Genomic DNA, 22,544 nt, shown 5'->3' on the forward strand with positions numbered 1-22,544 from the left:
TCGTCGTTGCGCGAAGATCGAATCGCATCCCGAAACGCACCCGCCTCAGGTGCTCAGGTATTCCTGAACCGCCGCGTAGCCCCGGTCGTAGCCGCCGCGCGAGCGGGCCGGCATGCCGTTGAAGATGCCGCCCTGCACGTGCACGCCGGCCGCGCGCAGACGCTTGAGCGCGTCGGCGATCTCGCCTTCGCTGTGCACCCCAGAGCGCATCACGAAGAAGGTCGAACCGGCATAGGCGCCGATGATCGACGCATCGGTCACGGCCAGCACCGGCGGCGTGTCGATGATGATCACGTCGTAGCGCTTGGCGAGGCCTTCGAGGTACTGCGGCAGACGCGGCGACATCAACAGTTCCGACGGATTCGGCGGACGGCGGCCGCACGAGATGAAGCTCAGGCCCTCCACGTGCGAGCTGCGGATCGCTTCTTCCAGCGAGATCTGGCCGCTCAGCAGTTCCGACAGGCCGTTATCCGGCACGCCGCCCAGATAGCGTTCGAGCACGCCGCGGCGCATGTCGCCGTCGATCATCAGCACCCGCTTGCCCGAATTCGCGAGCAGCACCGCCAGGTTGACGGTCAGGAAGCTCTTGCCGACGCCGGCCATCGGACCGGTCAGCATGACGATGCGGTTTTTCGCATCCATCATGGTGAACTGCATGGAAGTGCGCAGGCTGCGCAGGCTTTCCACCGTGACGTCCTTCGGCCGCGCATTCGCCAGCACCGAGCGCAGGCGCTCGCCGCCGCGCTGGAAGCTGCTTTCCAGAACAGCCTGTTCGGCGCTCTGCGGCACGAGGCCGAACACCGGCAGATGAAACGCGCGCTCGATGTGATCGGGGTCGTCGATCCCCTTGAACATGTTGCGGCGCAGGAACACGAAGCCCGTGCCCGCGATCAGCCCGAGAATCACCGCCGCTGACAGGATCAGCACCTTCTTCGGCTTGACCGGCACGCCCGGACGCAGCGCGACGTCGACGATATGCACGTTGCCGCCCGTGCCGGCCTTCTGCACCGACAACTCCTGGACGCGATTGAGCAGCAGCACGTAGATGTCTTCCGCCACCTTCGCGTCGCGCTGCAACTGCACGGCTTTGACTTCGGTCGCCGGCAGATCGCGGAAGCGGTCCGCGTACTTGGTGCGTTGCGCTTGCAATTCGGCCATCTGCGCGCGCGCGGCGACCAGCATCGGGTGATCGTCTCCGTAGCGCTCGGTGAGCTGCGCCATCTGCAGGCGCAAGCCGGCGATCTGCTGCTCGTATTGCACGCTGCCTTCGAGGTACACCTTGGCTTCGTCGCTCGCGTTGATCGAACCGGACTGCCGCTGATACGCGGTCAAGGCCGCCTCGGCGCGTTCGAGGTCCGACTTCAGGCGCGGCTCTTCGCTCTTCAGGAAGTCGAGCATCTTGCTCGCGTCGGCCTGCTTGTTGAGCACGTGCTGGCGCACGTACGACTCGGCCAGTGCATTGGCGACCAGCGCGGCATGCTCGGGGCTCTTGTCTTCCAGCGAGATCTGGATCACGCCGGTCTGCTTGCCCTGCTCCTGCACCGCGATGGCCGACTGGAACGCGGAGATCGCGTCGAGGTCGTTGGCGCGCATCACCGTGAATTCCTCGCCCGGCCGCGCCACCAGTTTGTTGACCATCATGGTCACGCCGCCGCCCTGCTCCTGCCGGCCGACGAGGCCGCGCAGCAGCAGCGCGCCGTTTGCCGCATACAGTTCGTAGTGCTGGTCGTCGATCACCTTCATGGTGAGCTTCTGACCTTCCAGCGCCGGGATCACATCGATCGAATCGACGTCGGCCTCCTCACCGCCCCATGCATACGACGACAGCCCCAGCCACGCACGCGCGGGCCGACCCGGCGTCGCCATGCGCGCGGCGATGCTGCCGAGGAGCGGCAGCGTCTTCGGCGTGACACTGAAGTTCAGCTTCAGTTGCTGCACGACCGGGCCGACCACGCCGCGGCTCTTGATGATTTCGATCTCGGCGTCGGTCGGCAACGAGGTCGAACCGGTGGTGATCGCCGCGCCGGTCTGCGTCTGCGTGAGCGCCTGCGAGGTGTTGTCGGACTGCTCGACCCGCACATGCGCGTCGGCCGAATAGATCGGCTTGGCGAGAAAACAGTACGCGCCCGCGATCGCGACGATCACGGCGGCGATGGCGATGAGCCACCAGATGTCGTCGAGGATCACCTGCACCAGTTGTCCGAGGACGACGTCCTCTTCTTCGGTCTTGATCGGACCGGCCATGTGTGGAGAGATTTGGTTGCTCACAATTCGCTTCCCGTATCGGTTACATCGGCGTTTGCTTCGGTCCCGCGCCGCGTCTTGTCGAAGGACGGTGCGGCGCGGGCCTGACCACGGCGGTTCAGACGATCAGCGCGTCAGCTGCTTGAGGTAGAACAATGTCTGCACGCTCGGCAAGACCTGCTGCAACACACGGTTGAAGGTGGTCGACGCCGCCGTGCCCACGTACACGACATCCAGCGGCTGCAACTGGAACTGCGAGGACAGCATGATGGCGTCAGGCTGCGTCATGTCGAGGCGGTAGACGTCCGGCGTGGTCGGATGATCCTTCATGCCGCGCATCACGAAGATCTGGCGCGGATTGGCGTCCGTATCGAGAATGCCGCCGCCTTGCGTGAGCGCGTCGGCGATCGTCATGCGCCCCTTGATGATCGGCAGCTGGATCGGCGTCTTCACTTCGCCCATCACGAACACGCGGCTATCGGTGCGGTCCGGCACGTTGATCACGTCGCCGTTTTGCAGCATCACGTTCTGCGTGGTGTCGCCGCGATCGAGCATGCGGTCGGCGTCGAGGATGTAGAGCTTGTTGTTGCGCGTGAGACGCACGCGCTGAATATCGGCGTCTGCGTTCGTGCCGCCCGAGCGCGTGATCGCGTCGACCAGCGTGAGCGGCACGTCGCTCACGGCGAGCGGGCCCGGCGTCTTCACTTCGCCGGTCACCTGCACCTTCTGGCCGCGGTACGACAGCACGCGCACGTCGACCTGCGGATTGCGGATATAGCGCACGAGGCCCGAGCTCAACTGATCGCGCAACTCGCCGACGGTTTTGCCGGCCGCGCGAATACGGCCGACGAACGGGAAGAAGATCGTGCCGTCGGCGGCGATGGTCTGGCCGTACGGGTCGGCCTGGCCCGGCAGCGCGGCCGTGTACGGCTGCTGCAAGGCGCCGCCGATCGACTGCGTGGTGTTGCCGCCCGCCGACAGCGTGCTGCCCTGCGGCGTGGTCAGTTCAGGGTGGTCCCACACGGTGATGCCGAGAATGTCCTGCGGCGACAGCCGGTATACGTACTGCGACGGGTCGCTCAGCGTGGAGGTCGGCAGCAGTTGGGTCTTCGCGGCGGTGGCTTGCGCCTGCGCGGTCACGACGGCGGCGTCGATCACATGGACCGGATAGGTTTCGGCGGGTTGACTGTCGTGCTGGCCGTCGTCTTTCAGACGGGAGGTGTCGAGGTAATTGCCAGGTGCGGTGGCGCAGGCCGACAGAAAGGACGTCAGCAAAAGCGCGGCGGCGAGTCTGGACGTGCCGTCCGCGAATGAGTGTGCAGTGAGTTTTTTCATCAGCATATTTTTTTCAGCCATCCCATGACCAGATGTTCGATGAGCACGAGACTCTCCCTATAGTCGGTTTCCGCCCCGCCGTGCGGATCGGCGACGTCGGAATCCGCTTCCCACTTGCCGAGCGGATAGACCTTGCCGCGCGAGGCCGGATCGAGCGCTTCGACGTCGTCCACCTGCGCGCGCTCGGTGACCAGCACCAGATCGGCGTCGCGCACGAGTTGACGGTTCAGCCGCCGCGAGTAGTGGATGTCCGAGGCGACGCCCTGCTCGGCGAGCAGGCGTCGCATGACCGGGTCCATGCCGTGGCCGTTCACGGCCCGGATGCCCGCCGAATGAAACGCAATCGGCGCCGCCTGCGAACGCGATGCCGCGCGTTGCCGGGACTTGAACAGCATTTCGGCGGCAGGCGAACGGCACACGTTGGCGTGGCAGACGATCAATACGTTGGCGAACATGGCGGGCTCCGTGATGAGGCGCGTGGTGACGGCTAATCGGTGCGTTGGAACCGGATCAGCGGCCGGCTTCGGCCGTATCCGTCGTTTCCGCCGCTTCCGTTCGCGCGAGCGGCAAGCCGTTCGCGCCGACCTTCGCCGGCGCATTGCGCAATGCGTGCTGACGGCCGATCGCCTGATACTCGATACCGAGTTCGAGCAGCGCGTCCGGTTCGTACAGATTGCGGCCGTCGAAAATCAGCGGCGTCTTCAGGATCCGTTTGAGCGAATCGAAGTCCGGGCTCTTGAACACCTTCCACTCGGTGAGGATCACCAGCGCGTCGGCGCCAACGGCGGCGTCCATCTCCTCCTTCACGAACTCGAGGCGCGCGTGCTGCTGCGGCACGTCCTTCAGATCGAGCGCGAACACGCGCTTCGATTCGTCGATCGCGACCGGGTCGTAAGCCTTCACGCGGGCGCCGCGGCGCAGCAGCTCGGCGATCAGCGGACGGCTCGGCGCTTCGCGCATGTCGTCGGTATTCGGCTTGAACGCGAGGCCCCATACGCCGAAGGTGCGGTCCGACAGATCTTCGCCCAGACGCGAGACGATCTTTTGCGCGAGCACCTGCTTCTGCGTCTCGTTGACCGCTTCCACCGCTTCGAGAATGCGCAGATTCGCCTTGTGGTCGGCGGCCGTGCGGATCAGCGCCTGCACGTCCTTCGGAAAGCAGGAACCGCCGTAGCCGCAGCCGGCATACAGGAAGTCGTAGCCGATGCGCGGATCGGAACCGATGCCGCGCCGCACCGCCTCGATATCCGCGCCGACGCGGTCGGCCAGATTGGCAAGCTCGTTCATGTACGAAATACGCGTGGCAAGCATGGCGTTGGCCGCGTACTTGGTGAATTCGGCCGAGCGCACGTCCATGTACAGCGTGCGTTCGCGATTGCGGTTGAACGGCGCGTAAAGGCGCTTCATCAGCTCGCGCGCTTTCTCGCCCGGCACGTCCTCGTCGCAACCGAGCACGATGCGATCGGGCCGCGTGAAGTCTTCCACCGCCGCGCCCTCTTTGAGGAACTCGGGATTCGACACCACCGAGAACATGTGCGCGGCGTTGCGCTCCGCCAGTTCAGCGGCGATCACCTCGCGCACGCGCGAGGCCGTGCCGACCGGCACCGTCGATTTGTCGACGATCACCTTGAAGCCCGTCATATGGCGGCCGATATTGCGCGCGGCGGCCAGCACGTATTGCAGGTCGGCGGAGCCGTCCTCGTCGGACGGCGTGCCGACCGCGATGAACTGGATATCGCCGTGCGCGACCGCGGCTTCGACGTCGGTCGAGAACTTCAGGCGGCCGGCCTTGCGGTTGCGCGCGATGATCTCCTGCAGACCCGGTTCATGGATCGGCACACCACCGTTGTTGAGCACGTCGATCTTGCGCTGATCGACGTCGAGACAGAAGACGTCGTGGCCGATGTCGGCCAGACACGCGCCCGTCACGAGGCCCACGTAGCCACTACCGATGATCGTCAGGTTCATGTATTACACCTCGGAAAATGGAGTTGATTCAGGAATGCGCCCGCGCGATGCGTTGCGCGGCCAGGGCCCGGGCAGCGGGCAAGCAGCGCTCAATATGCGTTGTTGCCCACAAAGCCCTTCCACAGCGTCAGCACGACGATCTTGATGTCGAGCCAGAAGGTCCAGTGCTGCATGTAGTACAGATCGAGCTTGACGCGGCCCATCATCTTTTCGATGCGGTCGGTTTCGCCGCGATAGCCGTTGATCTGCGCCCACCCGGTGATGCCCGGTTTGATCCGGTAGCGGTGCATGTAGCCCTTCACCAGATCCTTGTAGATGTCGTCGTGTTCGAGCGCGTGCGGACGCGGGCCGACCACCGACATCTCGCCGCGCAGCACGTTGATGAACTGCGGCAGCTCGTCGAGGCTGGTGCGCCGCAGGAACGCGCCGACCGCGGTGATGCGCGGATCGCGCCGCGTGGCCTGGGTGATCCTGCCGGCCTCTTCCTTGTGCACCCGCATCGAGCGGAACTTGTAGATCTCGAACTGATTGCCGTCGATGCCCTTGCGCTTTTGCCGGAAGAACACGGGGCCTGGCGAGTTCAGCTTCACCGCGGCGGCGATGATCAGCATGACCGGTGCAAGCGCTGTCAACGCGGCGAGCGCGAACAGACGATCGAACACGCGCTTGGGCAGCACGCGCAGATCGGTGATCGGCGAGGCGGCCAGGTTGATCGCCGGCACGCCGAGCAGATCGACCATCGGCTGATTGAAGAGCGTCAGGCTGCGCACGTCCGGAATGAAACGGATGTTCACGAAGTCGTTGCGCAGGTCCATCACGAAGCGATGAATCGCCTTTTCCTTCGAGATCGGCAGCGCGAGCCACAGTTCGCGGATCGCGCGCTGACGCACGAGGTGCAGCATGCGCTGATAGTCGCGCTCGACCGGCACGCCCTCGATCGCCTCGCCCGCGTCGGGGTCTTCGTACGGATTGATCGTGCCGTCCTCGTCGAACACCACGACCGGACTGAAGCCCGCTTCCGGGCGGCCGCGCATCTGCTGGATCAGAAAACGCCCATACGGCGCGCCGCCGACGATCGCCACCGCGCGCTGATTGAAGCCCTCGCGGCGCAGCCCGCGCAGGATCGAATAGACGATCACCTTGGTGACGATCAGCAGCACGATCGTGGCCACGGCCCAATAGACGAGCCACAGCCGCGACAGGCTGTCCGAGCGGTGCAGGCTGAAGCTGATCAGCACGCCGGTGACTTCCACCAGCAGCCAGCCGCCCGCCACGCGGCACAGCAGGTCGTACAGCGGCTTGCCGCGCCACGACTGATAGATCCCGAGCGCGGGGAAGAACACCACCACCAGCAGGCAGTCGAACGCGAGCGAGATGCTTTGCATATCGTCCAGCCAGACGGCTTTCCCGCTGTGCACGGCCGCCGCGATGGCAGCACCGAGCGCGACCATGGCGATGTCGATGATTCTCGATAGAACGCTCAGCATGCGCTGCCCCTCAGTTCGTCAGTCAAGTGCCATCCGTTGGTTGGTTGAAATCCAGTCCGGCGATGGGACGCACAACGCCGGTATGCGCGTCAGCCAGATCCATGCGCGACGCGAAACTGTTTGAACCGGTGCTAATTGCCCTTCTAGTTTCCCGCTCGAAAAACCATCTGCATGGCCGGATTGGGAAACGGGTGTCTGAATGAGTGAATACCCTTGTACAGGTATAGATAAAGCGATATTAAAATTCCCACTGCAAGACCGCAAAATATCTCAAATTGTATCGGTCAAAGTTTCAGCATTTTTTCTCGATTTTTTCCGGCAATTGTTACCGGATTCGGCGTTTGAACTCCGTCCTGAAGGCCAGAATGCGGGCCGATCCCGCGCTTTCTGAGCGTTTTCCTACGAAGCTTACGCGCGGCCTTCCGGCATCATTCTGCGGCATGAAGGCCGGCAAAAAAATAGTCCGCGATTTTTTTCGGATAATTTTTCTTTTAAAAGAATTAACCGGACATTTTTTCTTCATGGAATGGATAAATTTATTGGCCGCTTTATCTAGTTTCTATTTAACGCGCTTTTATTGATTCCTGAGTTCGTGATAAAACTCGACGCATTCACCCAGCCTCGAGGAGTCCATCATGACAGCTCCGGTTACGGCCACGCCCGCCGACACCCGGTCCACGCAAGTCAAGTCCCTGAACGTCAAGCTCAAGGTTCATCCCGTGATTCTGGCGGGCGGCTCCGGCACGCGGCTGTGGCCGATGTCGCGCGAACAGCACCCGAAGCAGCTCATCGGCCTGCTCGGCGACGATTCGCTGCTGCAATCCACCACCCGCCGTCTCGACGGACTCGAATCCGGTTATCCGCTCACCGATCAACTCGTCGTAGTGGCCAATGAAGACCAGCGCTTCACCACCGCCGAACAGTTGCGCACGAGCGGCAAGCCGACCCGGCTGATTCTCGAACCCACCGGCCGCGACACGGCGCCGGCGCTCACCGTGGCCGCCCTCTCGGTCGCCGCGCAGGACGAAGACGGCATCATGGTGGTGATGCCCGCCGACCACGCGGTCACGGACATCGACGGCTTTCATGCGGCGGTGGCCACCGGCGTGCAGCATGCGGCGGCCGGTCATATCGTCACGATGGGTATCGTGCCGACACGTGCGGAAACGGGCTATGGCTACATTCGCATCGGTGCGGCGCTTGGCACGACTAATGATGCGCAGGATGCCGGCGTGCAACCGGCTGGCAAGATCGGCGCGCACAAGCTCGATCGCTTCGTCGAGAAGCCGCATCTGGAACTGGCGCAGCGTTATATCGAATCGAAGGAGTACTGGTGGAATAGCGGCATTTTCATCATGCGCGCGTCGACCTGGCTGAAGGCGATCCGCCATTTCCAGCCGGCCATTTACGAAGCCTGCGACGCGGCCTTCGCGGGCGGCAAGGCGGACGGCGACTTCTTCCGTCTGCAACGCGACGCGTTCAGCGCCTCGCCGTCGAATTCGATCGACTACGCGGTCATGGAGCAGCTCGGCAACGACCAGAGCGCGGCCTCGGGGATCGTCGTGCCGTTGCAGGCGGGCTGGTCCGACGTGGGTTCGTGGGACGCGATCTGGGACATCTCGGATAAGGACGCCGATCAGAACGTGGGGCGTGGGCGCGTGATGTTCGAAGGCGCCGCGTCGACCTTCGCACATTCGGAAGGACGCCTGATTGCCTGCGTGGGCACGCAGGATCTGGTGGTGGTGGAAACGGCCGACGCCATTCTGGTTGCCGACAAGTCACGCGTGCAGGACGTCAAGAAGATCGTGGGCCGGATTCGCAGCGACGGCGGGCTGGAAGCGGCCAACCATCGCAAGGTGCATCGCCCGTGGGGCAACTACGATTCCGTCGACACCGGCGAGCGCTTCCAGGTCAAACGGATCGTGGTGAAACCGGGTGCGCGGCTCTCGCTGCAAATGCATCATCACCGCGCCGAACACTGGATCGTCGTGCGCGGCACGGCGCTCGTCACGCGGGGCGAAGAGCGCTTTATCGTCTCCGAAAACGAATCGGCCTATATTCCGCTGGGCGTCACCCACCGTCTCGAGAATCCGGGCAAGATGCCGCTCGAAATGATCGAGGTCCAGTCCGGTTCGTATCTCGGCGAAGACGATATCGTGCGCTTCGACGACACCTACGGACGCCAGTAACGCGCAACGGCCCAGGGCGTCAACGAATGGCGTCCTTCCGATATCACCAGTGAATCACAACGATTGAAGCGGGAACCTGCGGCGGTTGCTCCTACCGGCCGCGGGGAACTGCTGTGCTCACCCCGCGTGGGAGATGAGTTCTGTGTACGACGGAAAACGATCTGATGCGCTGCTTTCGGTGGTTGCGCCGACAACGGCCGGTTCGCCCGGATAACGTCGCAACGGACCCCGGAACGCATTCAGCGGGCCGTGCAACGGCGCGCCGTGATTCACCGCGACCGGCTCGGGCACATGGCGCAAGGCTGGCAACGGACGCGCCGCCGCGTGCGCCGGGTTCGCCGGGTTCGCCGAAACATGCGCGGCCGCTGCCTGAGCCGCCGCCGCGGATTCGGCTGCTGCCGCCAGCGTGAGGCATTCGCGGTCGATCCACTGGCGCGCCCAGTCGAGCGCATAGTGCTGCGCCGTCTCCATGTCCGCGAAGCGTGGGCCGACGAGGCCGGAACGCTCGACGCGCTTGCCGTCCTTCATGATTTCCGCCCATGCGCGATACATGGCATTCGGCACCCGCTCAGCCGCGACATAAATCACATAGCCGCGGTCGGCGATTTCCGTGCCGCGCGGCGCGAGGCTCATCGACAGCGGGCTGCGCCGATCGTCGGGCGCGGGTGTGCGCGCCGACGCAACGGCGGAATTCAAACCGTGCATGGCCGCGTTCACCGCGCCCGCTTCGTCCGCACGAGGCAACTCCGCACGCGTGACGTATCGTGCGGGCGCTGCACCGTGCACCGCCGGCGCACGGGACACCGGCGGGACGTGAGCGCCGTTCGCCATATCGTTTGCCGTTCCTCCGGGAACCCCGTTCGAAGCGCCGGACAATTGACGCGTCATGTCGGCAATCGGATCGGCCGAACGCCAGTTGCCGAGGCTGCTCGACATGCCGGGCGCCTGCCACGACTCCGGACTTCTCCACGACACGCCACGCGGATTCTCGTCACGCATGCGGGGGCTTTCGGCTACCGGTGCCGCGGGTTTGGCCGCGACGGGCGGCGCCGGTTGCGGGACATACGCGAAGGTGCGCCCGGTTTGCGACAGCAGTCGAACCATCTCCAGAAGCGTGCCGTTCAACTGCCACTCTTCGAAACGGCGCCGGCAAGTAGGCCCCGACGGATAACGGCCGGGCAGTTTCGACCAGGGCTCACCGGTTGTGAGAATCCACAGGACGGCATTCGCCACGATGCGCGGTTCGGCGCGAGGCCGGCCACGCCGGTTTAAACGGACGGCCGGCTCGTCTGAGACAAGCGCTGCCAGCAGCGCCCATTCGTCATTGCTTAGCTCATCGAAAAACATTGGATTTTCTCCACGCAGCCTGGCCGGGCCGCGGCTTTGGGACGCCACGGATTCAGAACCTTCACGATCCGTGTGCAGCCCGCGGTTGCACAAATATGTCTTGTACGTTCTGTCAGCCGGTCAAACCCGCCCTTTCTTAGTGCGGCTTGTCCCTATTGCGAAGCACAAAACGTGGTCTCACTCGTGCATGGGAGAATTGTGCACGAAGCATACCATCCCCAGGGTTTCCGTGAATATGAGTGAGACAAGTGTTACGGATAGAAACAAACTTGTCCTTTTTGCTGCGTCTTTTCTCGCATTGCCGTCACACAGATCATGTCGCTTCTAGCCACGAAATAGCGTAATTGCATCGCACAACCCTTGGCAATCTCCGGTGAATAGGCTTTTATGAATCCGGCATCTTTCCCGCACAGGATTTCGATGCATTTCGTCCACGCTTCGGAGAGCGAGTGGACAGCGGAAGCAGTGGTTGAACCGGATATGCGCGGCACATAGCCGCAATCACCATGGGCTGCACAGGCCACGCACGCAGCACTGGCACAGCCGACCGGCCGCGCTGGGTAACCCGCTCCAACACGAGCGACCGACCAGAGTCTCAGCGCACCGGTTTCGCCGCGCCCTCGCCGACCACCGTCGTCCATTCACGCACGCGCCAGCGCGTCACGAGACCGGCGAGTACATAGGGATCGGCTTGGGCAAAGGCTTCGGCGGCAGCGGGCGAGTCGCCCTGAAAGAGCAGAACGGCGGTGTCCGTGGGCTCGGCCAATGCGCCGGCCAGCAGCAGTTCGCCGCGCTCCACGGCGGCCCACGCGAGCTTCAGATGCGCATCCCGGTAAGCCGCACGCCGTTCGAGGTAGTCGGATACCAGGTCGTACGTCAACAGATAGTGCATGGCGAGCCTCCTTGGCCAGTGTGTGGAAGCGGACCGGCGACGCATCGACGGCATGCATCGTGGTCAATATTACCCATATATCGGGAGAATGAATTTCCTGCCGATTTACTATTCAGTTGCATCTGCAGCAATGCGCAAAGCATGATTGAATTTCTTCACCGGCTCTGTCGAATGGCATCGGACTAATTCGATTGAATTCGCCTTACGCATTTAATCTGGAATGCATAACATAATTCGACTCCGCCGCCATTGGGCTTTCATTCCGCAATGCGCCGCCCGCCCCCGCCACATAAGGGAAAACCAGCGTGAGCGGCATGTCAACCGGATTGCTGTTTTGGCCGTTCTGGCAGACAGCATTTGCCATAATGGACGTGCCGAGGGTCCTGGATGCCATTGACGCCCGCGCGCATGAACGACCAAAAACGTTTTCACCACCGATGGAGTGTCACATGAAAATCCAATCCGCTATCGCTACGCTGGTGCTGGGCGCTGTCCTCGTTTCGCCGGTGTTCGCGGAAAACAGCCAGCAAACGAAAATGGCCGACTGTAACAAGCAGGCCGGCGACAAGAAAGGCGACGACCGCAAGGCATTCATGAAAACCTGTCTGTCGGCGAAGCCTGCCGCCGCCGCGCCGATGAGCCAGCAGGACAAGATGAAGGCGTGCAACACGCAAGCCACCGGCAAGAAGGGTGATGACCGCAAGGCGTTCATGAAGAGTTGCCTGTCGTCCGCGCCGTCGAACTGAACGCGCGAATCAAACAGAGCACAGCAGAGCAAACCGGCGCCGCGCGTTGAGCGCGGCGCGCGAGCGCATCCCGCTCGAACAAGGCGGCGCGGTATCCGGACCGCTCGTTGCCCGCCTCCCGTTCCATCCTCGTTCCACCCCTCGTTCCACCCCTCGCAGTCCGTCGCCCCGAGCGCGGCATTTTTCTTCTATGATGGCTGCGGAGACGGCCCACCCTCACAAACAACATTAGACGGGCCGCCATCTTGTCGTTGGTGCTGCAGAGCATCCATCGGAGGCAAGGATGGTATCGAAGCATAAAAACCGCTGGTTGAGGCGGTGGCTGGTCGTCATCATATTCTGGGCCGTGCCCGTGGCGATCGTGGCAGTGAGCGAGATCCGGGAGGAAATGGCGTACAACGCCGTCGACCTCGACCGCGCGCTGACCACCTGGAACTTTACCGACGCACAACGCGCCGCCGGTGCTCCCGCGCGCTGCCACGGCAAGCGCGACGAGGCACAAGCCGCGGGCTGCCCGGCCGAGGTGCTGGCCGCCAATGCGGCGCGTCAGCAGGACGCCCGCAATGAATACAGCGTGCGCCGCTCCACGTTGATGGCCTATCTCTGGCATGCGTTCGTCGGCTACTGGATCGTGCCTGCCGTGACGCTGTTTCTGCTCGGCGTGCTGATCGGTATGCTGCGCCGTGTGCTGCGACGCCCGCCGCAGGTCAAAAGCCCGGCGAACCACGGATGACGACGTCCATTCGATCCAGCGTTCAATCCAGCGTCCATTTTTGCGGCGTCGAAGCAACACTTTCATTTTGATTTCAGCGCGAATCCGCCGGGCGAAAAATCGGTAAAAACGATCTTTCGGTTCCGCCCTGGGCGCTCTTCCCTTGCGTTCGGTCAAATCAGGCCCGAATTCCCGGGAACCCATTCCAATGCGCCGCACGGCGAGGCCGCGCGGCGCGCTTCGCAGCCAGTCAAAATTACAGCACGGCGCCTTACGATTTGCCCGAAAGCCCCGTCACACAAGGCTTTTCGCCTCTCAAGGAAGCGCGCCATTTGTGCTTGCGTGTGATATAACTCAAAGGCAACCCGGCAATATCAAATGAGGTTGCGCCCCGGAACCATGACGGAGAAAAACGATGCAAAGACGAAACTTCATGCTGAAGACTACCGCTGCGCTCGCTTTCGGAGGCCTTGCACTCGCTGGTTGTACGACGAACAAAGGCAACCCGGACACCCCCACTACCGATGCGTCCAAACGCCAGTCGATCGACGCTAGCGTCGACGGCACCATGTCGCGGCTGTTCACGACCGTGAAAGGCTCGCGCGAACTGGTCTCGAAGGCGCGCGGCGTCCTCGTTTTCCCGTCGGTGCTGCAGGTCGGCTTCGTCGTCGGCGGGCAGTACGGCGAAGGTTCGCTGAGGGTCGGCGGCGGCACGGTCGGCTACTACAGCACGATTTCCGGCTCGTTCGGCTTCCAGGCTGGTGCGCAGTCGAAGGCGATCATCTTCCTGTTCATGACGCAGGACGCGCTGGATAGATTCCGCAATGCCGACGGCTGGTCCGCGGGCGGCGACGCTTCCGTCGCGCTGGTGAAGATGGGCGCCAACGGCGCGATCGACACCAACACGGCGACGGCTCCGGTCGAAGTCTTCGTGCTGACCAATGCCGGCCTGATGGCCGATGTATCGCTGCAAGGCACGAAGGTTACGCGTCTGAAGATCTGAGACGCGCGGTCCGACTGCCGGTCTGCGGGGTGTGCGTCTGATCCGCCGGGTTCCGTGAGCAGCGGTGGCCGGATCAGACGCAATCCCGCGCAGATTGCCTCGCGATGCGAACAACGCGGCACGCGCCGCGCCGACAGGCTTTTGCAGGCCGCTGCTCGGCGCAGGCTCCCCGCGTTGCCCGCTTCCGAAGTCCGGCCGTCCTGAGCGCCTCGATGTCTCGATCTCTCGAGTGCTGCGTCAATAAAGAGCGGCGATGCGCATCACGCATCGCCGCTCTTTTTCATCCTGCCGCTTTCGCCGAATCCCTTCGGCTCAGCCTCCCGACGTATCGATCACCTTGAAGCGCGAACGCTTCTGCGCGCGAATCACCGACTGATACGCGTCCACATACTGCTGCGCCATGCGATGCGAGGTAAAGCGCTCCTCGAAGCGCTGCCGCACGCCCGCACGCGGCATCTTGTGCAGGCGATTGACCGCCGCCACCGCGCCGATCTCGTCTTCCACGATAAAGCCCGTCACGCCGTCTTCCAGCACTTCCGGCACCGAGCCGCGGTTGAACGCGATCACCGGCGTGCCGCATGCCATTGCCTCGATCATCACGAGGCCGAACGGCTCGGGCCAGTCGATCGGAAACAGCAACGCGTGCGCCCCGGAGAGGAACTCGGCCTTCTGATGATCGGCAATCTCGCCGATGAACTCCACATACGGCAAATCCAGCAGCGGCCGGATGTCGCGTTCGAAATACTCGCGGTCGGCCGCGTCCACTTTCGCGGCGATGCGAATTGGCATGCCGCAGCGGCCGGCAATCCGGATCGCGGTGTCGACACGCTTTTCCGGCGAGATGCGGCCGAGAAACGCGAGGTACTTCTGCTCGACCGGCTGCGGCGTGTAAAGCTGCTCCGGCAAGCCGTGATACACGGTGGTCAGCCACTTGGCCTGCGGCAGCGGATGGCGCTGCGCGTTCGAAATCGAGATCACCGGCGCGGTGTTGAAGGTGTCGAACACCGGCTGCTGCTCGGGCAAGTCGAGACGGCCGTGCATGGTCGTGACGAACGGCGTTTCCTGACGCTTGAACACCGAGAACGAGTAATAGTCGAGGTGAAAATGCAGGACGTCGAAATTTTCGGCCTGGCGGCGCACCAGTTCCATCAGCAGCATATGGGGCGCCACGCGGTCGCGAATGCCCGGATCGAGACGCAGCGCGCGCGGCCAGACGGGTTCGAGCTTCGCGTTGGTCACGGAGTCGCCGCTCGCGAACAGCGTCACGTCATGGCCGAGTTCGACCAGCGCCTCGGTGATGTACGACACGACGCGCTCCGTGCCGCCATAGAGCTTGGGCGGCACCGATTCGGTCAAAGGGGCGATCTGCGCAATCTTCATATTTTGTCTCCGTGAGCTGACGGCTTGCGCCTCGGGCGGTGCGCGTCAGCGGCGCTGAGTATGACAGCGCCGATACCTCCGATCAATGCAGGGTCGCGCGTGGGCAGCGACGCAGGATCGGCATCGCTGCATTATTCACTACGGTAGAACAAAAAGCCGCCAATCTTGCATTTCCTCGGCGCTGTTACATTCAACTTACATGCGATGCGCGACGCCACGGCCTCACGTTCATCGCGCCGGCCATTTCCAGGCCGGCAGGTCGCGCTCGTCCGCATCGGCGATACGGGTCGCGCCGAAGTGCTTCTCCAGCACGATCGACTCGCTCGCGTCCTCGCGCTCGAGCGCCGCGATCAGACGCGCCGCATGCGACACCACCAGCACCTGCGAATGCCGGGCGGCCTGCGCGATCAGCCGGGCGAGCGCGGGCAGCAGATCCGGATGCAGGCTCGTCTCGGGTTCGTTCAGCACCAGCAGCTCCGGCGGGCGCGGCGTCAGCAACGCGGCGACCAGCAGCAGATAGCGCAAGGTGCCGTCGGACAGCTCCGCGCCTTTCAGCGGCCGCAGCAGGCCATGCTGCTGCATCACCACTTCGAAACGGCCGTCCTGGGTGGCGACGTCGAGGCGCGAGCCCGGAAAGGCGTCGTCGATGGCGGCGTCGAGCGCGTCCGGGTCGCCGATCTCGCGGATGGTTTGCAAGGCCGCGGCGAGGTCCGCGCCGTCGTTCGCGAGCACCGGCGTGTGCGTGCCGATCTGCGGCAGACGCGCGGCCGCTTCCGCGTCGGTGCGGAAATGGTCGTAGAAACGCCACGAGCGGATCTGCTCGCGTACCGTGACCATCTCGGGCGCCGTGCGTGGGTCGGAGAACTCCGTCATCATGCTGTCGAAGCTCGCGACCGGTTGCGGAATGGTTTGCCAGTCGCCACGCTCGTCGCGCGTGCTCAGCGCCGGGCCGTGGCGGTCCACGAGCAAGGCCGATGGCCGCAGCGCGGGGCCGCTCCAGATGCACTCGCGCTTGATGATCGGATCGAGCAGGAACTTGCTGGGTATGGGGGGGGATGGCCGTTCCGGCGCAGGCAGTCCGAGATCGATCGCATAGCCGAACTGGTCGCCGGCAAAACCGAGCCGCAGACTCACTGGCTCCTTGCGCCGCGTGCCCTCCACCGGAAACTCGCCGGCCAGCACGGCGCGCGAAAAGCGTTCAGGGCCGGCCCACAAGGTGGACGGCAAGCCGCCTTCACGCGCCAGCGACGTAATTACCCCGCCGCGCGCCGTCTCCGCCAGCAAACGCAGCGAACGATACACGCTCGACTTGCCGCTGCCATTGGCGCCCGTGATCACGTTCAGGCGGCCGAGCGGCACGATCAACTCGCGCAGCGACCGGTATCCCGCAACAGCCAGTGTGGTCAGCATGCTGCCGCCCGTCGTTCAGTCGCGCATGCGTGCGTGCGCCGCCACCCGGCCACGCTCGCGCACGCGCCAAGCCGCGCGCGCGAGGCGCCGGCCAGACACAGGTTCATGCAATCCATCAGTAATGCCCGCCGCCCTTGCCCGGCTTCTGCACCGGCACGCTGCGCAGATCGCGCAGAAAGGTATCGCGCCAGACGCCGAGATCGTTCTTGCGCAACGCGGCCATGTTGATCTCATGGCGCCGCTGACGCGCGTCGAGCGGCATCTGCAACGCGCGTTGCAAGGCTTCGCACATGCCGATTGCATCATGCGGATTGACGAGCAGCGCGCCGGTCAGCTCCGCCGCGGCGCCCGCGAAAATCGACAGCACCAGCACGCCGGGGTCGTCGGGATTCTGCGCGGCGACGTATTCCTTCGCGACCAGGTTCATGCCGTCGTGAAGCGGCGTCACGAAACCGATCTGCGATTCGCGAAACAGCGACATCAGCTTCCAGCGGTCGTACTGCTGGTTCAGATAACGGATCGGCGTGTAGTCGAGGCCCGAGTAACGGCCGTTGATGCGCCCTGCTTCGTACTCCAGATCCTGGCGGATCTTTTGATACGTGGCGACGTCCGAACGCGTCGGCGGCGCGATCTGCACCAGCGTGACGTTGCCGCGCCATTCCGGCGAGCGCTCCAGCAGATGCTCGAAAGCCCGGAACCGTTCGACGAGACCCTTCGAATAATCCAGCCGGTCGACGCTCATGATCAGCTTGCGGCCTTCCAGGCTTTGCTTGAGGTCGAGCACGTGCTGACGGCTTTCGTAGCGCTTTGCCTGCTCGGCGATCTCGTCGGGAAACACGCCGATCCGGTAGACGCCGGTGCGCAGTTTGCGGCCGAATGCTTCGACCACGCCGTCCGCGCTCACCGAACCGCGCGCGTGGCGCGTGACGTAGTCTTTGAACGCGAGTTCGTCGGTGGCGGTCTGGAAGCCCAGCAGGTCGTAGCACGACAGCGACTTCACCAGTTCTTCGTGCGGCGGAATGTTGAGCAGGATCTGCGGCGCGGGAAACGGAATGTGCAGGAAGAAGCCGATGCGGTTCGTCACGCCCTCATTGCGCAACGCCTCGGCGAACGGGATCAGATGGTAGTCGTGAATCCAGATCACGTCGTCGTGTTCGAGCAGCTTGATCAGCTTGTGCGCGAGCCACGCGTTCACGCGCCGGTAGCCCGCGTACTCCTCGCGCTCGTAGCGTGCGAGGTCGTTGCGGTAGTGGAACACCGGCCACAAGGTCGCGTTCGAAAAGCCCCGATAGTACTGGTCGTAGTCCTTGCGCGTGAGGCCCACGGTCGCGAAGGTCACGGCGCCGTCCTGCTCCAGGGTCGGCCCCGCGTTGGCGACGGTCTCGCTGACCACGTCGCCGCTCCAGCCGAACCACACGCCTCCGGCGTCCTTCAGCGCGCCGAATACGCCGACCGCGAGGCCGCCGGCCGATCCTTTGGTTTCCGTCGGCGTTGCGACGCGATTCGACACGACGATCAGTCGGCCCATGTTGCATGTCCTCCTTGGTTCGCGCGGCGCGCCCGCGTGCCTGTCATCAGCTCTTCCTGGTGTCTCGTGCGCAATCGCGCGACCAGAATCCGAAACGCGATGACGCACGCGAAGCCGCGCCGGCTTCGTGAGTGAGTGGACGGTTCGACCACTTTGGTGCCCGATCAGTTGCATTCATCGGCGCCCGTGCGCCCGAGTCTGGCGCTTTGGCCGTCCGTATCGTGGTCTAACGCGCGGTCAAACCCGCTTTCAACCCACGCTTGAACCGCGCTTGAATCGCGCTCAATCCGTTCTTAAACCGCCCGCCAATCCACCGTCAGACCTTTTCCTTAACGTGCTGCGGCACGTCGCCCGCCGCAGGGCGCCCGGCACGGCTGGCCACCGGATCGGCCTCGGTGTGCGCGGCGGTGCTGCCCGCCGGCGTCTGCGTGCTGCGCGGCACCCAGTCGAGCGGTTCGCCCTTGCCCGCTTCGAGCTCCGCCGACACCTCCGCGCGCGCCCGCGGCAAGTACTGCGGGTAGTGCGTCTGAATGAAATCGAGCAGTCCCTCGCGTACCCGGCAGCGCAGATCCCAGTTCAGGCCGGAATCGAGCGAACTGACGAGGGCGCGTAATTGCATCGAGCGCTCGGTGCCGTCCGTCACCTGCAGCACCTGGACGCGGCGATCCCACTCGGGCGCGTCCTCCACGATGCGCGCGAGTTCCTCGCGCAACGGCGCGAGCGGCATGCGGTAGTCGACGTACAGAAACACCGTGCCGATGATCTGCGAACTGCTGCGGGTCCAGTTCGAAAACGGGTTCTCGATAAACCATTGCAACGGCACGATCAAGCGCCGCTGATCCCACAGGCGCACCGACACATACGTGCCGGTGATTTCCTCGATACGCCCCCACTCGCCCTGAATCACGACGACGTCGTCGAGACGGATCGGCTGCGACAACGCGATCTGCAGGCCGGCGATCAGATTGCCGAGCACCGGCCGTGCCGCGATACCGGCGACCAGACCCGCCACACCCGCCGACGCCAGCAGGCTCGCGCCGATCTGCCGCACATTGGGAAACGTCATCAGCGCGCCGCCCACGCCGACGATCACGATCACGAACATCACCGAGCGCGCCAGCACGCGCGCTTGCGTATGGATGCGGCGCGCCTGCAGATTGTCGGCGGTATCGAGCGGATGAGCCTGAATGATCGCCTCGCCGATCGCCGCCGCCGAGCGCACCGAGAGCCACGTGATCGCGCCGATCAGCGCGATCGCGGCGGCATCGCGCAACGGCGTGATGAAGGTCAGCGCGTCGGGGGCTTCCCACCACACCGCCTCCAGCGCGAGAATCGCGAGCACGAAAAGCGCCGGCCTGTCGATATAGCGCAGCACCACGCTGGTGAGCGGATAAGGCCGCGCGAGCCGCGTCACGATCCGCGCGCCGATCCGATGGATGCCCACGGCCAGCAGCAGCGCGACGACCGAGACGATCAACGCGCCGAGCCATGTGTGCAGCGGCGCTTCGGCCATGCGGCTGAGGTCGTCGAGGGTAGGCATGAAGGGGATGTTCCTCCTAACTTGAGTGCTGAGCTGAGCCGGCGCGAGGCCGATTGCCCCCGGACGCGGCTGCGGTACGGCAAGATGCTCCCGCCACCGGGCGCGCCAGCCGCGAAGCGCCCTTGAAGCGGACGCGAGGCCGCACGACTGCGCGCCGTCGCGGCCTGCCTACTGACATCTTAGATGGTTCTTCCGCGCCGTCCGCGAACGGTGCGCGGGCCAGCCGCCTGTGCACGTGGACAGCCGGGGTTAAGGCCAGGTTTCAGGGGCGTTGAGCAATCCCCCAAAGACGTCCCGACTGACGAGCCGGGGCACGCTCTTAGGCCGACACGCCCAACGCGCCGGATGCCGGCGCGCAAGGCGTCAGCCTTGATCCGTTTCAGCTTCCGCTCTTGCAGGGAAACGCCTTGCCGAGCCCGAGCGAGATCGCCGTGCTGGCGTTGTAGCCCGCGACGATCGGATTCTCGGCAATGTACTTGCGCACCGCATCGGTGAGCTGCGCCGAGCGCGCGTCCTGCGGCAAGCAGAAGTACTGGCCGACGCGCGGGCCGGTCGTGCCGCCGATCGCGTCGATGGTGTTGAAGATGCCGTCGGCGGCGCCTTCGATATAAGCGGCGCAGGCACTACGCGATGCCACATCCGTCTTGGTGCACAGCTTGTTGAGGTCGCCTCCCGTAAATGCGGCTGCCGATAGCGGTGCGGCAAGCGCGCTGGCGAAAATCAAAGCCCGCAGCATGGTGTTCCTTTCCAGGGTCGTTTATCAGGCGGTCTTTCGCCGCATCCAAAGGGCGTGCCAATAAGGCACGCTAAAGTCGTCATTCTGCACTGTTTTGCGAAGCGCCAGCGCGCGCGACACCGCTATCTTCAGGCACTTTTTTTAGCATGGCGAGACGGCGGCCCTGGCGCACAGGCACTTTCGCGTTTAAGCGATACCGCGCCGGTGCTCAGCCGGGAGGCGCGAGGCAGCCTCGCAGGCCGCGCGAGCCTTCAGACGGGCGGCAGACCGGGCGGGCCTTTGGCCGGTGGCCTCAGCGGCCGGCACACTGCGCGGGCCTCCTCGACCCGTGTCCTGGCCGGCCAACACCCCACGCGAGCCTGCGGCTGGCGCCTGGACGGCCGGCAGACCGGCCCGCGCATCAGCCAGCCACCCGCGCCGCCACGCACCTTATTTCTGTTGCATCTGCTGCAGGCGCGCGGTCAGCCCTTCGACCACGTCCGGCTCCTTGTAGGTCTTGGCGAAATCGAGCGCCGTCATGCCGATCTGGTTCTTCACCGTCAGGTCCGCGCCGTTGTCGAGCAACAGCTTCACGGTCGACACGTGGCCGCCGCGCGCGGCCATCATCAGCGGCGTGGTGCCGTTCGGCGAGCCGGCGTCGACGTAGGCCGAATGGTCGAGCAGCACCTTGACGATGTCGTCGTTGCCGTTCGCCGCCGCGTAGTGCAACGGCGCCCAGCCCTTCTTGTTGACTTCGGCGTCTTTCGCGATCAACTGGTTGACGAAGGCGAGATCGCCGTTCAGCGCGGCCATCATCATTGCGTTCTCGCCGGCCTTGTCCTGAATCTCGATGTTGGTCTTCGGATTGGCCAGCAACGCGGCGCCGACCTTGTCCGATTTCTCGCGCGCGGCGAGCACGAGCAGCGGAATGCCCTGGTTATCCACGCTGTTCGGGTCCATGCCCTTGGCGAGCAGCTTGTTGACGCCGTCGACGTCGTCGAACTTGACCGATTTGATCAGCGAATCGATCGGCGCGGCCTCGGCCGGCGACACTGCCAGCGACGTCAGCGCGGCACATGCCAGCGCCGCCGCGAAAGCAAGACGCGAAGCGCGGCGCCGCGCCGAAACCAGCGCGCCACGCGCTGCCACGCCCGCTGCGCAAGTGCCTTGAAGTGCTGTGAACGACATCGAAATTTCTCTCATATTTAACTTTAGGAAACGTCCCTATCCTTTTGATATTGATCGACTTTACGTCTCACGCGCCGGTGGGCGCGGGGATCTTGAAAAGGCGGAAGAAGTTCTGCGTGGTCGCGGCGGCCAACGCCGCTTCCGGCATCTCGCGTTGCTGCGCGATGAACCGTCCGACATAACTTACGTACGCAGGTTCATTAGGCTTGCCGCGATACGGCACGGGCGCGAGGTACGGCGAGTCGGTTTCGATCAGCAGACGTTCGAGCGGCACACGGCGCGCGACGTCCTGCACGTCGGTCGCGCTCTTGAACGTGACGATGCCCGACAACGAGATGTAAAAATTCTGCGCGAGCGCCTGTTCGGCAACGGACCACGGTTCGGTGAAGCAATGCATCACGCCGCCCGGCTCGCTCGCGCGCTCCTCGGCCATGATGCGCAGCGTGTCTTCCGACGACGAACGCGTATGGATGATCAGCGGCTTGTTCGTCGCGTGCGCCGCGCGGATATGGGTGCGAAAGCGCTCGCGCTGCCATTCCATGTCGGCGATGGTGCGGCCTTCCAGCCGGTAGTAATCGAGCCCGGTCTCGCCGATCGCGACCACCTTCGGATGCGCGGCCAGTTCGACCAGTTCGGCGACGCCCGGCTCGCGCATGTGCTCGTGGTCCGGGTGCACGCCGACCGACGCGTACACGTTCTCGTACCGGCTGGCGATATCCAGCACGGAAGGCAGCGTCTCCAGATCGACGGACACGCACAGCGCATGGGTGACCGAATGGCTGCGCATGTTGTCGAGCACCTGCGGCAGGCGCTCGGCGAGTCCTTCGAAGTTGATATGGCAATGCGAGTCGACAAACATG

General features: G+C 64.2%; 20 protein-coding genes. 5 read left to right on the plus strand and 15 right to left on the minus strand.

Annotated elements, in window-relative coordinates:
- Window positions 1-45: 45 nt before the first annotated feature.
- The 5 genes from CJU94_RS15195 to CJU94_RS15215 all read right to left on the minus strand — a co-directional run bounded on the left by CJU94_RS15195 (window position 46) and on the right by CJU94_RS15215 (window position 7,034).
- Window positions 46-2,244, minus strand: a complete 2,199-nt coding sequence (locus CJU94_RS15195) for a polysaccharide biosynthesis tyrosine autokinase (protein ID WP_095419388.1) — start codon at window positions 2,242-2,244, stop codon at window positions 46-48.
- 126 nt (window positions 2,245-2,370) lie between these two features.
- The gene (locus tag CJU94_RS15200) at window positions 2,371-3,585 is read right to left on the minus strand and encodes a polysaccharide biosynthesis/export family protein (RefSeq protein WP_095419389.1); all 1,215 of its coding nucleotides are present in this window, start codon (window positions 3,583-3,585) and stop codon (window positions 2,371-2,373) included.
- A complete protein-coding gene (locus CJU94_RS15205; RefSeq protein WP_095419390.1) occupies window positions 3,579-4,034 on the minus strand; it encodes an arsenate reductase/protein-tyrosine-phosphatase family protein in 456 nt (151 codons plus the stop codon). Before CJU94_RS15205 ends, CJU94_RS15200 begins: the two co-directional genes overlap by 7 nt.
- Before the next feature lie 55 nt (window positions 4,035-4,089).
- A complete protein-coding gene (locus CJU94_RS15210) occupies window positions 4,090-5,547 on the minus strand; it encodes a UDP-glucose dehydrogenase family protein (protein ID WP_095419391.1) in 1,458 nt (485 codons plus the stop codon).
- Window positions 5,548-5,636: 89 nt separating this feature from the next.
- The gene (locus CJU94_RS15215; RefSeq protein WP_095419392.1) at window positions 5,637-7,034 is read right to left on the minus strand and encodes an undecaprenyl-phosphate glucose phosphotransferase; all 1,398 of its coding nucleotides are present in this window, start codon (window positions 7,032-7,034) and stop codon (window positions 5,637-5,639) included.
- 341 nt (window positions 7,035-7,375) lie between these two features.
- Between CJU94_RS15215 and CJU94_RS40890 the strand changes: the two genes are divergently transcribed.
- Entirely contained in the window at window positions 7,376-7,615 is a 240-nt protein-coding gene (locus tag CJU94_RS40890) for a hypothetical protein (RefSeq protein WP_157763754.1), read from the plus strand.
- Window positions 7,616-7,669: 54 nt separating this feature from the next.
- Window positions 7,670-9,223: a mannose-1-phosphate guanylyltransferase/mannose-6-phosphate isomerase gene (locus CJU94_RS15220; RefSeq protein ID WP_095419393.1), complete on the plus strand. Its 1,554-nt coding sequence runs from the start codon at window positions 7,670-7,672 to the stop codon at window positions 9,221-9,223.
- 117 nt (window positions 9,224-9,340) lie between these two features.
- Here the strand turns inward: CJU94_RS15220 and CJU94_RS15225 are convergent, their stop codons facing one another.
- The 3 genes from CJU94_RS15225 to CJU94_RS15230 all read right to left on the minus strand — a co-directional run bounded on the left by CJU94_RS15225 (window position 9,341) and on the right by CJU94_RS15230 (window position 11,462).
- Entirely contained in the window at window positions 9,341-10,570 is a 1,230-nt protein-coding gene (locus CJU94_RS15225) for a transposase (protein WP_095419394.1), read from the minus strand.
- A 251-nt stretch (window positions 10,571-10,821) separates the two neighbouring features.
- On the minus strand, window positions 10,822-11,211 hold the full coding sequence (locus CJU94_RS41420) for a hypothetical protein (protein WP_167397538.1): 390 nt from the start codon (window positions 11,209-11,211) through the stop codon (window positions 10,822-10,824).
- Entirely contained in the window at window positions 11,166-11,462 is a 297-nt protein-coding gene (locus tag CJU94_RS15230) for a YciI-like protein (protein ID WP_095419395.1), read from the minus strand. Before CJU94_RS15230 ends, CJU94_RS41420 begins: the two co-directional genes overlap by 46 nt.
- 449 nt (window positions 11,463-11,911) lie before the next feature.
- On the opposite strand from CJU94_RS15230, the gene CJU94_RS15235 reads away from it, so the two are divergent.
- From CJU94_RS15235 to CJU94_RS15245, 3 genes are all read left to right on the plus strand, one after another.
- Window positions 11,912-12,208: a PsiF family protein gene (locus tag CJU94_RS15235; RefSeq protein WP_095419396.1), complete on the plus strand. Its 297-nt coding sequence runs from the start codon at window positions 11,912-11,914 to the stop codon at window positions 12,206-12,208.
- A gap of 283 nt (window positions 12,209-12,491) precedes the next feature.
- Complete coding sequence (locus tag CJU94_RS15240) at window positions 12,492-12,941, plus strand: hypothetical protein (protein ID WP_095419397.1); 450 nt, start codon at window positions 12,492-12,494, stop codon at window positions 12,939-12,941.
- Between the two features lie 394 nt (window positions 12,942-13,335).
- Window positions 13,336-13,923, plus strand: a complete 588-nt coding sequence (locus tag CJU94_RS15245) for a BPSL1445 family SYLF domain-containing lipoprotein (protein ID WP_095419398.1) — start codon at window positions 13,336-13,338, stop codon at window positions 13,921-13,923.
- A gap of 312 nt (window positions 13,924-14,235) precedes the next feature.
- Here CJU94_RS15245 and CJU94_RS15250 read toward each other — a convergent pair whose 3' ends face one another.
- The 7 genes from CJU94_RS15250 to CJU94_RS15280 form a co-directional block, all read right to left on the minus strand.
- Complete coding sequence (locus CJU94_RS15250) at window positions 14,236-15,303, minus strand: glycosyltransferase family 4 protein (RefSeq protein ID WP_095419399.1); 1,068 nt, start codon at window positions 15,301-15,303, stop codon at window positions 14,236-14,238.
- Between the two features lie 228 nt (window positions 15,304-15,531).
- On the minus strand, window positions 15,532-16,713 hold the full coding sequence (locus CJU94_RS15255) for an AAA family ATPase (protein WP_095419400.1): 1,182 nt from the start codon (window positions 16,711-16,713) through the stop codon (window positions 15,532-15,534).
- Window positions 16,714-16,828: 115 nt separating this feature from the next.
- The gene (otsA, locus tag CJU94_RS15260; protein WP_095419401.1) at window positions 16,829-18,241 is read right to left on the minus strand and encodes an alpha,alpha-trehalose-phosphate synthase (UDP-forming); all 1,413 of its coding nucleotides are present in this window, start codon (window positions 18,239-18,241) and stop codon (window positions 16,829-16,831) included.
- Between the two features lie 316 nt (window positions 18,242-18,557).
- A complete protein-coding gene (locus tag CJU94_RS15265; RefSeq protein WP_095419402.1) occupies window positions 18,558-19,781 on the minus strand; it encodes a mechanosensitive ion channel family protein in 1,224 nt (407 codons plus the stop codon).
- 379 nt (window positions 19,782-20,160) lie between these two features.
- Complete coding sequence (locus tag CJU94_RS15270) at window positions 20,161-20,517, minus strand: Rap1a/Tai family immunity protein (RefSeq protein WP_095419403.1); 357 nt, start codon at window positions 20,515-20,517, stop codon at window positions 20,161-20,163.
- 429 nt (window positions 20,518-20,946) lie between these two features.
- Complete coding sequence (locus CJU94_RS15275) at window positions 20,947-21,699, minus strand: ankyrin repeat domain-containing protein (protein ID WP_095419404.1); 753 nt, start codon at window positions 21,697-21,699, stop codon at window positions 20,947-20,949.
- 52 nt (window positions 21,700-21,751) lie between these two features.
- A complete protein-coding gene (locus tag CJU94_RS15280) occupies window positions 21,752-22,543 on the minus strand; it encodes a TatD family hydrolase (protein ID WP_095419405.1) in 792 nt (263 codons plus the stop codon).
- Between the last annotated feature and the right edge of the window lies 1 nt (window position 22,544).

It is taken from the genome of Paraburkholderia aromaticivorans, assembly GCF_002278075.1.
Taxonomy (GTDB): Bacteria; Pseudomonadota; Gammaproteobacteria; order Burkholderiales; family Burkholderiaceae; genus Paraburkholderia; species Paraburkholderia aromaticivorans.

Bases quoted from the DNA above. Each gene is read 5' to 3' on its own strand.
- CJU94_RS15235 (WP_095419396.1), top strand. From the start codon at position 11,912: ATGAAAATCCAATCCGCTATCGCTACGCTGGTGCTGGGCGCTGTCCTC.
- CJU94_RS15275 (WP_095419404.1), bottom strand. From the start codon at position 21,699: ATGAGAGAAATTTCGATGTCGTTCACAGCACTTCAAGGCACTTGCGCA.
- CJU94_RS15245 (WP_095419398.1), top strand. From the start codon at position 13,336: ATGCAAAGACGAAACTTCATGCTGAAGACTACCGCTGCGCTCGCTTTC.
- CJU94_RS15210 (WP_095419391.1), bottom strand. From the start codon at position 5,547: ATGAACCTGACGATCATCGGTAGTGGCTACGTGGGCCTCGTGACGGGC.
- otsA (WP_095419401.1), bottom strand. From the start codon at position 18,241: ATGGGCCGACTGATCGTCGTGTCGAATCGCGTCGCAACGCCGACGGAA.
- CJU94_RS15220 (WP_095419393.1), top strand. From the start codon at position 7,670: ATGACAGCTCCGGTTACGGCCACGCCCGCCGACACCCGGTCCACGCAA.
- CJU94_RS15205 (WP_095419390.1), bottom strand. From the start codon at position 4,034: ATGTTCGCCAACGTATTGATCGTCTGCCACGCCAACGTGTGCCGTTCG.
- CJU94_RS15270 (WP_095419403.1), bottom strand. From the start codon at position 20,517: ATGCTGCGGGCTTTGATTTTCGCCAGCGCGCTTGCCGCACCGCTATCG.
- CJU94_RS15200 (WP_095419389.1), bottom strand. From the start codon at position 3,585: ATGCTGATGAAAAAACTCACTGCACACTCATTCGCGGACGGCACGTCC.
- CJU94_RS15215 (WP_095419392.1), bottom strand. From the start codon at position 7,034: ATGCTGAGCGTTCTATCGAGAATCATCGACATCGCCATGGTCGCGCTC.
- CJU94_RS41420 (WP_167397538.1), bottom strand. From the start codon at position 11,211: ATGGACGACGGTGGTCGGCGAGGGCGCGGCGAAACCGGTGCGCTGAGA.
- CJU94_RS15225 (WP_095419394.1), bottom strand. From the start codon at position 10,570: ATGTTTTTCGATGAGCTAAGCAATGACGAATGGGCGCTGCTGGCAGCG.
- CJU94_RS15250 (WP_095419399.1), bottom strand. From the start codon at position 15,303: ATGAAGATTGCGCAGATCGCCCCTTTGACCGAATCGGTGCCGCCCAAG.
- CJU94_RS15195 (WP_095419388.1), bottom strand. From the start codon at position 2,244: ATGGCCGGTCCGATCAAGACCGAAGAAGAGGACGTCGTCCTCGGACAA.
- CJU94_RS15255 (WP_095419400.1), bottom strand. From the start codon at position 16,713: ATGCTGACCACACTGGCTGTTGCGGGATACCGGTCGCTGCGCGAGTTG.
- CJU94_RS15230 (WP_095419395.1), bottom strand. From the start codon at position 11,462: ATGCACTATCTGTTGACGTACGACCTGGTATCCGACTACCTCGAACGG.
- CJU94_RS15280 (WP_095419405.1), bottom strand. From the start codon at position 22,543: ATGTTTGTCGACTCGCATTGCCATATCAACTTCGAAGGACTCGCCGAG.
- CJU94_RS15265 (WP_095419402.1), bottom strand. From the start codon at position 19,781: ATGCCTACCCTCGACGACCTCAGCCGCATGGCCGAAGCGCCGCTGCAC.
- CJU94_RS15240 (WP_095419397.1), top strand. From the start codon at position 12,492: ATGGTATCGAAGCATAAAAACCGCTGGTTGAGGCGGTGGCTGGTCGTC.